The organism is Komarekiella delphini-convector SJRDD-AB1 (assembly GCF_014831675.1).
Classification (GTDB): Bacteria; Cyanobacteriota; Cyanobacteriia; order Cyanobacteriales; family Nostocaceae; genus Komarekiella.
The window spans coordinates 1-12,624 of the sequence record NZ_VJXY01000055.1 but is presented as its reverse complement, the minus strand read 5'-3'; the positions used below and the strand labels follow the sequence as shown (position 1 = coordinate 12,624).

At 41.5% G+C, this 12,624-nt stretch carries 8 protein-coding genes and 1 tRNA gene; 6 read left to right on the top strand and 3 right to left on the bottom strand.

The genetic code is table 11. The features are described 5' to 3' along the window. Positions 1 to 51: 51 nt before the first annotated feature. From FNW02_RS31180 to ftsH2, 6 genes are all read left to right on the top strand, one after another. Positions 52 to 1,647 (top strand): serine/threonine protein kinase, encoded by a 1,596-nt coding sequence (locus FNW02_RS31180; RefSeq protein WP_191761346.1) that lies wholly within the window; start codon positions 52 to 54, stop codon positions 1,645 to 1,647. A 102-nt stretch (positions 1,648 to 1,749) separates the two neighbouring features. Continuing rightward, positions 1,750 to 3,273 carry a protein kinase domain-containing protein gene (locus tag FNW02_RS31175; protein ID WP_191761321.1) on the top strand — a complete coding sequence of 508 codons (1,524 nt, stop codon included), beginning with the start codon at positions 1,750 to 1,752 and terminating at the stop codon, positions 3,271 to 3,273. Positions 3,274 to 3,405: 132 nt separating this feature from the next. After that, positions 3,406 to 3,479: transfer RNA gene (locus FNW02_RS31170), tRNA-Asp, on the top strand. Between the two features lie 183 nt (positions 3,480 to 3,662). Then, positions 3,663 to 5,105, top strand: a complete 1,443-nt coding sequence (gene gltX, locus FNW02_RS31165) for a glutamate--tRNA ligase (RefSeq protein WP_191761320.1) — start codon at positions 3,663 to 3,665, stop codon at positions 5,103 to 5,105. Positions 5,106 to 5,298: 193 nt separating this feature from the next. Next, complete coding sequence (locus FNW02_RS31160) at positions 5,299 to 5,796, top strand: hypothetical protein (RefSeq protein WP_191761319.1); 498 nt, start codon at positions 5,299 to 5,301, stop codon at positions 5,794 to 5,796. Positions 5,797 to 6,273: 477 nt separating this feature from the next. Next, positions 6,274 to 8,160, top strand: coding sequence for an ATP-dependent zinc metalloprotease FtsH2 (gene ftsH2 / locus FNW02_RS31155; protein ID WP_191761318.1), 1,887 nt, complete (start codon positions 6,274 to 6,276; stop codon positions 8,158 to 8,160). 715 nt (positions 8,161 to 8,875) lie between these two features. On the opposite strand, the gene FNW02_RS31150 is transcribed toward ftsH2, so the two are convergent. The 3 genes from FNW02_RS31150 to FNW02_RS31140 form a co-directional block, all read right to left on the bottom strand. Then, positions 8,876 to 9,490 (bottom strand): hypothetical protein, encoded by a 615-nt coding sequence (locus FNW02_RS31150; protein WP_191761317.1) that lies wholly within the window; start codon positions 9,488 to 9,490, stop codon positions 8,876 to 8,878. A gap of 177 nt (positions 9,491 to 9,667) precedes the next feature. Further along, complete coding sequence (locus FNW02_RS31145; RefSeq protein ID WP_191761316.1) at positions 9,668 to 10,312, bottom strand: sigma-70 family RNA polymerase sigma factor; 645 nt, start codon at positions 10,310 to 10,312, stop codon at positions 9,668 to 9,670. 717 nt (positions 10,313 to 11,029) lie between these two features. Beyond that, the gene (locus tag FNW02_RS31140; RefSeq protein ID WP_348535475.1) at positions 11,030 to 12,478 is read right to left on the bottom strand and encodes a WD40 repeat domain-containing protein; all 1,449 of its coding nucleotides are present in this window, start codon (positions 12,476 to 12,478) and stop codon (positions 11,030 to 11,032) included. Positions 12,479 to 12,624 lie beyond the last annotated feature (146 nt).

The window sequence follows — 12,624 nt, the reverse complement described above, 5'->3', positions numbered from 1 at the left end:
ACAATTAACAAGATTTTATTAAATATAGAATCACAAAATCAGTTGGATAATATGGTAAGGCAAAAAGCCGAATTAGACATTTACCTCGGAAAGTTTTTAAACAACCGTTATTTAATCAAAGATTTAATTGGTAAAGGTGGCATGGGTAGAGTTTACCTCGCGGAAGATGCTGCTAAAGGTGGTATGCCCATTGCTGTAAAAATTTTATCACTTAGTCTGGCGAATCAGCAAATGTCACAACGATTTGCCAGAGAAATTTTTATTGGCGCTCAGTTAGGCCGAAAAAGTAAACACATTGTGCGTGTATTAAGTTACGGTGTTACTGAAGAAAAAGTTCCCTTTTATATAATGGAATATCTCCAAGGGAAAAATCTAAAACAGATTTTGAAAATTAAACCTTTAACAATATCTAAATTTTTGACTATATGTAATCAAATATGTTTAGGTTTACAATGCGCTCATCAAGGTATCAGCCTTAAAGGAGAAATTTATCCGATTGTTCACAGAGATATTAAACCAGAAAATATATTCATTAGCGAAGATAATAAACACAGGGAAAGTATTAAAATACTTGATTTTGGCATTGCCAAGTTTTTAACAGAGCGGAGTGGGATGACGCTGACTGATTCTTTTATCGGCAGTTTACCTTATTGTTCTCCAGAACATATGGAAGGACGCAAATTGCTAGATGTAAGATCTGATATTTATAGTTTGGGAGTGCTGATGTTTGAAATGCTGACAGGAAAACATCCATTTCAGACAAAAAGTAACTCTTTTGGGACTTGGTATCAAGCACATCGTTTTCAGACACCACCTACAGTTGAAGAAATTAGTCCGCAAGTAAAAATACCGCAAGAATTACAAAAATTATTGATGAGTTGTTTAGCTAAAGAAGTAAGCGATCGCCCTCAAAATATTAGCCAGATATTAGACATTTTAGAAAAGGTTCAGATCCAGATAAAAAATGATATTGTTACTACAAGCAATAGCATTCAACTTGCCTCTCCAGTACAATTAGTACCAGTCACGTCATTATCAGAAAAAGAGTGTTTACAGAAAAATTGGCCTAAGAACAAACCAATTGCTCCAATTGGCTTTCCTTATTTATTACCTACATCTCAGGGCACTATACCAACTTTCTGGGCAATGTTACCTAAACAAGAAATTGCAAAATTTTTGGATAAAACATATGGCACTGAATTTATTACTAAAATGAATTTATATCCAATGCTGTTGTGGGTAACAGTACTATATGATGCTCAGCTTTCTCTAACTCGATGGTTATCTTATTTTTTAGATTTAAAAGATAATAAAGGAGAAAAAATAGCGCGTTCTTTATCAGAAATAGGTTACTACCATCTTCTATTTTTCCCTCTAGAAAACCCAAATCGCTGCTCCCACGTAATGACTTTAAATCTCACAGCTATTCAGCGCCAACAGCTTACAGATTGGTTAGATATGAGTCAAGAATCAAATAATTTTATTCTGCCTAAGCAAGCTAAAAGTATTCTCAAAGCAGAGTATGAAAAGCTAAAGTTGGATATAATACGAAAATTAGTAGTACACCAAACAAGCGAAAAAGTAAGTTTAAAAGATTGGATGAATAAATTACTGGGTATTTTTTTTAAACTTTTATCACATCATTGAAAACTTGTTAGAAGAGATGAAGATTTTCGCTATCAGTAAATGATGTGATTTTTGTATTGTAATTTATAATTTTAAATTGCGTAAGCAGCAGAGGTTATCAAAGTGAATCAAAGCCCATTTGCGTCTCCAAGTAATACGGGGTTGCTTGCCAATCGTTATCAACTTAAGCAGTTAATTGGTAGCGGTGGCATGGGTGAAGTTTTTCTAGCCGATGATATTTTGTTAGGAGGAACACCAGTTGCTATCAAATTTTTGGCTAAGACTGTTGCTAATACCAAGATGCAACAAGACTTTGCTCGTGAAGCTTTAATGAGTGCAGCTTTAAGTCAAAGAAGTGTACATATTGTGCGGGCGTATGATTATGGTGTGAGCGAAAAAGGTCAACCGTTCTACGTCATGGAATACTTGTGTGGCAAGAGCTTAAAAGATTTAATTCCACTTTCATTGCCAATGTTTGTAACACTCTTACGCCAAATTTGTTTAGGCTTGCAGTGCGCTCATCAAGGTATTAATATTGATGGCAAAGTTTATCCATTAGTTCATAGAGATATTAAGCCTGCAAATATATTAGTTATTCCCGATCCAATATTAGATAAATTAGTTAAAATTCTAGACTTTGGTATTGCCAAGTTTTTAAACTATACATCAACCGCCAGCACTAGCAGAGAGTTTAATGGCACTTTACCTTATTGCTCACCTGAACAACTAGATGGAGAAAAATTAGATAGTCGTTCTGATATTTATAGCCTAGGTGTAATGATGTTTGAGATGCTGACAGGCAAAAAACCCTGGCAACCAGAAACCGATTACTTTGGTGCTTGGTACAAAGCGCATCACTTTGAACCACCACAAGCGATCGCAGATGTTAATCCTAGTCTCAAATTACCTCAAGACCTAGATAATTTAATCATGGCTTGTCTTGCTAAAAAAGCAAGCGATCGCCCGCAAAATATCGCCCAAATCTTGCGCGGATTAGAAAGTTTAGGACAGCAAAACTATCTTAGTTTACCCAAAAATTTACCTGCTAAATCTACCCCTAGTAGCCTCTTACTTTCTGGTTTATCTACCACAGTAGAACAAACCTGTTGGCAACTTCTTTGGCCTCAGGATAAACCAATTCAAGAAATTGTATTTCCCAAACTTCTCGATATCAAACAAGGATTTGTTGCAGCACTATGGCTGATGTTGCCCAAACACGAAATTAAAAACCACACTTTTTCTAGCCGTTACAACCAGTTTATCTTCATCAAATCCCCCCACCCAATGCTACTTTGGGTAACTCTACTCTATAATCGGCAACTGACTCCTAAGTGGCTACCCTGCTACCTAGATATGCAAAATCTCCAAAATCGTAGGCTGGTGAATTCTCTAGCTGAAAATAAAGACTACCCTTTGATTTTCTTTACTCTGGAAGCACCACATACCTGTACTAATGTTATCAGTAGCCACATCGATCCAACTCAGCGGCAAATGTTGAAAACTTGGGTTAAACAGAGTCAGAACCTACCACCCTCTTGTCAACCTCATTTAAGCAAACACCTGTTAAAGCAGCAATATAAGCAAATGCAATCCCAATTATTACAGCGTTTGGAATCAAAACCCCTTGTAGTATCAGGGCATATTTGATATAAAAAAACCACGCATACCAGGGGCGTGGTTTTTTAACATGGGGAAGAATTGCACATCAACTTAAAGTTATTGGCTTTATTACTTGACAAGTAGAAAAAAAATAGGCATAATAACAAAGTTGCCAATTAAGGGACTGTAGTTCAATTGGTTAGAGCACCGCCCTGTCACGGCGGAAGTTGCGGGTTCGAGCCCCGTCAGTCCCGTTACAAATTCATAAGTTCTGAGTCCTGAGTATTATAGGAATTAGACATAGGTAATGATGATGACGCAAAGTCAACAGTTCTTAGACTCAGTACAAACGCGATCAATCCCATCTCTAAGGACTCAAAACCAAGGCTTAGTTATAAGCTAAGATTTATCATTTCTTGCGAAAGAGAGAATTAACTGTGACTGTTAGAGTCCGTATTGCTCCAAGTCCGACTGGCAATTTACATATTGGTACAGCCAGAACAGCTGTATTTAACTGGTTGTTTGCTCGCCACCACGGTGGTAAATTTATCCTGCGAATAGAAGACACAGACCTAGAGCGATCGCGTCCCGAATACACTGAAAATATTCTCGAAGGGCTGCGCTGGCTGGGACTAAACTGGGATGAAGGGCCACTTTTTCAATCCCAACGCCTAGATCTGTACAAAGAAGCAGTACAAAAACTGTTGGATCAAGGATTAGCCTATCGCTGCTATACCACCTCTGAAGAACTAGAAGCTCTCCGAGAAGCCCAGAAAGTTAGAAACGAAGCACCCCGCTACGACAACCGTCATCGTAACCTCACCCCAGAACAACGCGCCGCTTTTGAAGCAGAAGGCCGCTCTTATGTGATTCGTTTCAAAATCGAAGATGGGCAAGAAATTGTCTGGGATGACTTAGTACGGGGAAAGATGTCTTGGCGAGGTAGCGATTTAGGTGGTGATATGGTTATCGCTCGTGCTTCTGAAGAGGGTAGTGGTCAACCACTATACAACTTTGTAGTTGTAGTGGATGACATCGATATGCAAATCACCCACGTCATTCGGGGAGAAGACCATATAGCCAACACCGCCAAGCAGATTCTACTTTATGAAGCTTTGGGTGCAAACATACCGGATTTCGCTCACGCCCCACTAATTTTGAATATGGATGGACGCAAGCTTTCTAAGCGCGATGGCGTCACTTCCATTTTTGACTTTAAGCAATTGGGTTTTACTGCTGAAGCCTTGGTGAATTACATGACATTGCTGGGTTGGTCGCCGCCAGACTCGACTCAAGAAATATTTACCTTAGAAGCAGCAGCAAAAGAGTTTAGCTTTGAGCGCGTGAATAAAGCAGGCGCAAAGTTTGACTGGGCAAAGCTAGATTGGTTAAATAGTCAGTATATTCACAATACGCCAGTAGATAAACTCACAGATTTGCTCATACCCTTTTGGGAAGTAGCAGGGTATAAATTTGATGGCGGACGCACTCGCCCCTGGTTGGAGCAGCTAGTAGCTTTAATTAGCCAGAGCTTGACTCGTTTGGTGGATGCTGTACCAATGACACAACTGTTTTTCAGCGACATTGAATTTAGCGACGAAGCCAGTACACAACTCAAGCAAGAAGGTTCTGCTACGGCACTCCAGGGTATAATTACAGGCTTAGAAAACCAGTTGCAACTGTCGGAAGCCTCTGCTCAGGACATTATTAAACAAGTGGTAAAAGGGCAAAACGTGAAAAAAGGCTTGGTAATGCGATCGCTCCGAGCCGCTTTAACCGGAGATGTTCATGGCCCTGACCTCATTCAATCCTGGTTGCTACTCAATCAAATCGGTTTAGACAAGCCACGGTTGAATAGAGCCATAACAGAAGCTAGTTAGCGTAGGGGTAGCCCGCCGCAGGCATCGCTTCCAGATTTGAGGAATATTTAAGATTTTAGGGACGCACAAACAAATGTGCGTCCCTATTGTTGAGTTAGAGCAATTTTAAAAAAGTAGTCAATTATCCACATATTGGGAACTAAGGGTGTAAAATTCATGTCTTTAATAACACTTAGAAACGAACGTAATTACAATGCGAAAAAAAGCACTCAATAGAGGGATGAGAATATCGTTTATGATGGTTACACTCTTCATTACATCAGCAGTTATTACCACATCCGATGCTGAGGAAGTACCAGCGATATTTGGAGATGTCACTATTGACCGCCAATTTTCTCCCGATCCTATGACAGTTCGCGGTATGAGTGGTGGCTTAGTATCTGGGAACCAAGTGGCCGGAAAAGACGAGACGGCTACAGGCCCTTGTAATGGATTTGTTGATGAAACACCAGACCATACCTTGGCACTGACAAGTAAATTTGACTACTTGAGGTTGCAAATACAAAGCCCTGAAGACACCACCATGATTGTTAAGGGCCCCGGTGGCACTTGGTGTAATGACGATTTTGATGGCAAAAATTCCGGCATTATTGGTGAATGGCTTCCTGGAAGTTACCAAATTTGGGTTGGTTCCTATAACCAAGGCAAGTATCTCCCTTACACTCTACAAATTACAACAGAAGCTAAGTAAGTAAAGGGATAGAGGAATAATAACAGCACACTTAAGTTTTCTTTTATTTTATCGTATATTTACTGAATTAACTTTATGTTGGTAGTAAGCTTGAGCTAAACATCTCAGTAAAACTCCGCATGTAGTTTGGTTGATTCTGTTTCAGACGCACCAAGCGATCGCTAATTTTGTGTATCTACTATTCAATATTGCTGCTTTCTAGCTTCCACAGATGATTTGAGCAGCGTCACCTTATGGTGCTTTCATTTGAAATTCTCTGCTTGTTTATCCAAGCTGTATTAAAATTAAGTTAAATTTGATTAAGATTCTTGATGGCATCGTCGTAATGCCTTGATGGCTCTATGGCAATGCATATAAGACATCAAATTAAACAAAATGGATTTATAAACATCCGTTTCACAGCTATATAGTGACAGAGTGAGCACCATTCGGTTGCTAAAGCTGATGAGTTGTATAGGCATCTAGAGGCAAATTAAAATGAAATTCTCTTGGAGAGTCCTAGTACTCTGGACATTGCCGGCTTTGGTAATTGGCTTTTTCTTCTGGCAAGGAGCATTTGCTGGCGCTCCTGCGGACATGAGTAAGAATGCCGCCAATACCCGTATGACATATGGTCGCTTTCTAGAATACTTAGACGCTGATCGCGTTACCAATGTGGATTTGTACGAAGGCGGTAGAACAGCAATTATCGAAGCCGCTGATCAAGATATCGAAAATCGTACACAACGGTGGCGGGTAGATCTGCCTGTTAACGCTCCTGAGTTAATTAGCAAGCTCAAACAAAAAGGAATCAATTTCGATGCTCACCCCATGCGGAACGATGGCGCAATCTGGGGACTATTGGGTAATCTTATTTTCCCAATTTTATTGATTACTGGATTGTTCTTTTTGTTCCGACGCTCTAGCAACCTTCCCGGCGGGCCAGGTCAAGCGATGAACTTCGGTAAATCTCGTGCTCGTTTCCAAATGGAAGCAAAAACCGGCGTCAAATTTGACGACGTAGCAGGGATTGAAGAAGCTAAAGAAGAACTGCAAGAAGTTGTTACCTTCCTTAAACAGCCAGAAAGATTTACCGCTGTAGGCGCACGCATTCCCAAAGGAGTGCTGTTAGTTGGGCCTCCGGGAACTGGTAAAACTCTCCTAGCAAAAGCGATCGCAGGGGAAGCAGGCGTACCATTCTTCAGCATTTCTGGTTCGGAATTCGTGGAAATGTTTGTTGGTGTAGGTGCATCCCGTGTGCGCGACCTCTTCAAAAAAGCTAAAGACAACGCTCCCTGTATTATCTTTATTGATGAAATCGACGCTGTAGGACGCCAGCGGGGTGCTGGTATCGGTGGCGGTAACGACGAAAGAGAGCAAACTCTCAACCAACTGCTAACCGAGATGGACGGCTTTGAAGGCAATACTGGAATTATTATTATTGCTGCTACCAACCGTCCCGACGTATTAGACTCAGCGTTGTTGCGTCCAGGACGCTTTGACCGCCAAGTAACTGTTGATGCACCAGACATTAAAGGGCGTTTGGAAATCTTGCAAGTCCACGCACGCAACAAGAAACTAGACGCAAGCGTATCACTAGATGCGATCGCTCGCCGCACTCCCGGATTTACTGGCGCTGACTTAGCCAACTTACTCAACGAAGCTGCCATTCTCACCGCCAGAAGACGCAAAGAAGCGATCACCCTCCGCGAAATTGATGATGCTGTGGATCGGGTAGTCGCAGGGATGGAAGGTACTCCCTTGGTAGACAGCAAGAGCAAGCGCTTAATTGCTTACCACGAAATTGGACACGCTTTAGTTGGAACTTTGTTAAAAGACCACGACCCTGTACAGAAAGTTACCCTCATCCCACGAGGACAAGCACAAGGTTTAACTTGGTTTACTCCTAACGAAGAACAAGGGTTGATTTCTCGTTCCCAACTCAAAGCCAGGATTACAGGCGCTTTGGGTGGTCGCGCTGCCGAAGAAGTAATTTTTGGCCCTGCGGAAGTAACAACAGGTGCAGGTGGAGACTTGCAGCAGTTATCAGGAATGGCAAGGCAGATGGTGACACGTTTTGGGATGTCTGACCTAGGCCCGCTGTCACTGGAAAGCCAACAAGGAGAAGTATTCTTGGGTCGTGACTGGACAACTCGCTCTGAATATTCTGAATCTATCGCCTCGCGCATCGATGCTCAAGTCCGGGCGATCGTCGAAGATTGTTACGAAACAGCCAAGAAGATTATACGTGACCATCGCACTGTCACTGATCGTTTAGTAGATTTGCTTATCGAAAAAGAAACTATTGATGGCGAAGAATTCCGCCAAATAGTAGCTGAGTACACGGATGTACCGGAGAAACAGCAGTACGTACCGCAGCTGTAATAGCTGTTAGGAAATCATAAAAATGGGTATGGTAGCAAAACCATACCCATTTTCTTTTGCAAGATGAAAGCTTGTAGTAAAGGGCTTTACCCCTTTAAAGCCTTATGCATAGGAATAAATTGCTCAGTACGAACAAAATTTTTATCTTGAATTTGGCGTTGCTAAGTAAAAATATGAATTAGCCTGGTGTAGAAAAGCAGAGTAGAGATGACACACAGCCAAAGCTTGATAGCATTCGATTTAGAGGTTGTTTGAAAAGTGGTTGGCTGTATCTTTGCACTTGTTGCTCCCCCCTAACCCACGCCAGTCGCTCATGGGGAGCCACCCCCTTGCGGAGGTTGCCGACGCTCGTTCGCGCAGCGTGTCGCAGACAAGACTCGCTCTCAGCGTTGGCGAAGCCTCTCGTTCACGAAGTGTCTCCGATAGGAGAAGAGAAGGCTTTACGCTGCGCTATCCGTTGTGGGGAGTGGCGTGGAAACCCCCTTGGCGCAGCCTCAAAGTAGAGAAGACCGCGCTGGCTACCCTTGAAAAGGAGGGAATTTGATTCAAAGTCCCCCTTGGAAAGGGAAGCCACTGTGTTGGGGAGACAGCGCCGTGGGCGGGTTTCCCGACTTGAGGCGACTGTCGTCGGGTTTCCCGACTTGTAGCAAGTGGCGTGGATTTAGGGGGATCTCAAAATATTTGATACATCACTAAAGACTTTTCAAACATCCTCTTAGTCCTGTTCTAAATTTAACGCCTCATCTACTACTGCATCTGTAAACTTTTTGCTTTTCAAATATGTATGGTAAGCTGCCACTGGCAAAGTTAACACATCACTCCAGGCTTTCTCTTGTTCATGAAAATATAGAGTTTTAGAGTCTTTTGTAGCAGATAAACTTCTATGTATTTCTGATATTTCTGGTGGCAATTTATCAATTAACCCGTGATAATAGTCTCCTACTGTCAGCAGATAGTCATAAATTTGGCGGGATATTCTTTTACCAACTGACTGTAACAAGTTACAACTTAATGCAGGAATTATGTGCCAAGTCTCAGCTAGCAAATCTTGATCTAGCCCTGATATTTTTGCAGGAATTAACAAATCTACATCACTTAGCAAATCTGTTTTTACAGAGAACATCATCACAGAAACAATCAGCCATTGTTGTGTTTCTATGAGTGGTTCAAGGTCTTTGACAATCATCACATAGCGTGGCGGAGAGTTATTTGCCAAAAATCTTTGTACTGAAGAAGAGTATAAAGTCTGTTGCTCTTTACTTGAGAACTCTAGAGGACTTTGCACCAAGCGACTCACTTCCCAGATTTCTCCAGGTTGCGGTGTTGGCATATTATATCCTTGCCTGTTACTCAAGTTTATACGCATAAATCTATATTTCCCGACGCGAATGGCTTACGAGTTGGGATTGTGAGTTTAGTTGTATCCATATATAAGTTAACGAGCGATCGCGTCCAATTATAACGACTTGTTTTAATCTTTATAATTCTGGACAATCGCTTTCTTTATTTACCACTGCTTTGTTGAGCGATCGCGTCCTGTCTTCTGCTTGCAATTTGCTTGTTGTCGCTTAACATCTTCAAATTTCAGTAATCCTAGCATCTCAGCAATGCGTCCTACAAGTTCCTCCCATCGTTTGGATATTTCACCCTGACTAACTTCTAATTCAGCAGCAATTTGAGTTTGGGTTTTCCCATTAATCTTCTCTTGCCACAGTTTGAGATACTTTTGATGAGGATAACTTTGATCAAGTTGGTAAATTGCCTCTATCGCTTTAACAATTAAATCTGCCCGCTCTGTTGCTTCTAAAGTACAAAATTCATCGGGAATCGTATCTAACAGCGATATATCTGTTCCAGGAATGTTGCAGTCTAAACTCTGACAATTTCGCAAACTTTCTTTACGAACAAAATCAATAATTTCGCATTTAGCTACTGTAGCCGCCCAGTGAGAAAATTCTTCTACTCCACCTTGTCGAAACTTAGCACCTTGAACAGCTTGAAAAACTTTTAAATGAGCCGACTGAATAGCATCCTCCCAAGATAAGCCTGTATTCCTAGTATATTTGCGAGCAATCTTTTCCAGGTTATGGCAATAGCACGAGTCGCGCAGTAGCTCCTGATAATAACATTCTGATTGTTGTTTTGATATCATCTGGCACGTCCTTCTTTGTCAGGCGCTATGAGTTCAGCAGTAGGCCATTTAAAAAATTTGGACATTACTGAATCAAAATATGATTTCGGTGAGCAAAGAATAATGATTGGTATAAGTACAGGGTCGGTCTTATGCTTTAAATATTACAGCTTGAGCATCTTAACCAACTTGGTAGAGTCAAACAAGATTTTGCGTTTTTCATGCGATAAAATGACTTATTGTTTGCTCTTGCATGGTCTAAGTTTTCAAAGTTTGTAATTACAGGCAATGATAAAATTCAGTTTTCAGCCTGTTATTTCGCTGCCATCATGCTCTGGTAGTTTGCTTAAACTGGTGTGAAGCGATCGCTCTGTGTTTAAACGACAACCTCCTGTAATGTCTCAGACCTTCATCACACCTAGCATTGCTTAGGTTTGAAAATTGTAATAACAAGAGCAAGACATAAGTATGTTCTTACTTTTGAACATTAAATGAATGTTACAGAAATGAATGCAATAGTTTATTATTCTTAAATAAGTATTATTTATATTTACTTTTGTCGAGTGTATATTATCTGATAACTTCCACTAGTAGTAAAGAAGTTGCAATGCAGCGTCTCTACAGAAATTAGCGGTCGTGAAATTGTCTTATCCCAAGCGTATTGGGCTACTAGCCCAGAATTTGGATTATGGGCGGGAAGGGTACTAATTGAAATTAGTATTTCGCAGAACTTCCCAATTAACAGCTATCAGACTCAGTTCCTTCAACTGCTCCCAAAGCCAAAAGTGTTGCTCGCTGCGACTCCGTTAAACCCACGACAGCTGTAATGTTCATGTCCTCATAAGGCTTTGGACTTCTAAGAATTTTGAGACACTGACCAGTCTCGGTATCCCAAAGCTGGATAGTCTGGTCTTCACTACTGCTAGCGAGGATGGGATTTTGTCCTGGGCGAGAATGGATAAAAGCGATCGCATAAATCCATCGTGTGTGACCCTTCAAAACCCTCAAACACTCCCCAGTTTTGACATTCCAAATCCTCACGGTTTGGTCAGTTCCCCCACTTGCCAGAAGGCGACCATCAGGACTGAAAGCTACAGTAATTACAGCGCGAGTATGTCCCTCAAAGGTTCTTAGGCATTGGCACGTCTCGAAATCCCAAATTTTGATTGTTGCATCTTGACTGCTACTTACTAAGGTTTGCCCATCTGGGCTGAATTTAGCTGACCAGATCCCGTTTGTATGCCCACGAAAGGTTTTAAGACATTCCCCTGTAACCACGTCCCAAGCTCGAACTAGGGCATCTGCACAGCAACTAATTAGCATCTTGCCATCGGGAGTATAAACAAGTGAGGAGACAATATTGGTATGACTACATAACACACCTAGGCACTGCCCAGTCTTGACATCCCAAATTCGCACCTGTTTGTCACTACCACCACTGGCTAGAGTTTTACCATCTGGACTAAAGGTGACTGAAAGCAACCAGTTTGTATGACTCTGCAATATGTGCAAGCATTTTCCTGTATCTACATCCCAAATTCTCACCGTTTCATCGGCACCTGCGCTAGCAATGGTCTTACCTTGAGGATGGAAAGCCACGGTTCGCACCCAATTAGTATGTCCCCTTAAGGTTTTGATGCACTGACCAGTGTGAATATCCCAGAGTTTAACGGTTTGGTCTTCACCACTGGCTAAGATTTGGCTGTGATCAGAATCAATTGATGGAGATGTGGCTAATGCCCACACACCGCTACCATGTCCGCAAAAAGTTCTGAAACACTGGCCTGTGCGAATGTTCCAAAACTTTACATTTTGATTATCATCACTGACAATCAAAGTTTGTCCATCAGGACTGAATGTTAGCGATCGCACAGTGTGGGTGTGTCCTTGTATGCTTTTCAGGCATTCCCCAGTGTAAATGTCCCAGAATCGAATCGTTGTGTCACTGCTGCCGCTTGCTATTGTTTTACCATCAGTACTACAAGCTACACACCAGACATGGGTTGTATGGCCGTGGAGAATATGTAGACACTGCATTGCTTCTACATTCCAAATCCTCACAGTCCCATCAGCACTACCACTTACTAACATTTTGTCATCTGCGCTAAATGCTACAGACCAAACAATACTCGTGTGTCCTTGGAGAGTTTTTAGGCACTCTCCTGTATTGACATGCCAAAGTTTGATCGTATGGTCGGCGCTACCACCAGGGTAAACGCATCTAAGTATAGTACATAAATACTAAGAGAGATAAAGGCAGCGATCGCTCATGGTATAGAGGTTGAGCAATAAGGCTTTGATGGTAAAGTCATTGTAAAAGTAGCAATATTGCC

What these genes read in the sequence shown, in the direction of transcription:
- FNW02_RS31180 (WP_191761346.1), top strand. Translation starts at nt 52, where the DNA reads ATGGTAAGGCAAAAAGCCGAATTAGACATTTACCTCGGAAAGTTTTTA.
- FNW02_RS31160 (WP_191761319.1), top strand. Translation starts at nt 5,299, where the DNA reads ATGCGAAAAAAAGCACTCAATAGAGGGATGAGAATATCGTTTATGATG.
- ftsH2 (WP_191761318.1), top strand. Translation starts at nt 6,274, where the DNA reads ATGAAATTCTCTTGGAGAGTCCTAGTACTCTGGACATTGCCGGCTTTG.
- FNW02_RS31150 (WP_191761317.1), bottom strand. Translation starts at nt 9,490, where the DNA reads ATGCCAACACCGCAACCTGGAGAAATCTGGGAAGTGAGTCGCTTGGTG.
- FNW02_RS31145 (WP_191761316.1), bottom strand. Translation starts at nt 10,312, where the DNA reads ATGATATCAAAACAACAATCAGAATGTTATTATCAGGAGCTACTGCGC.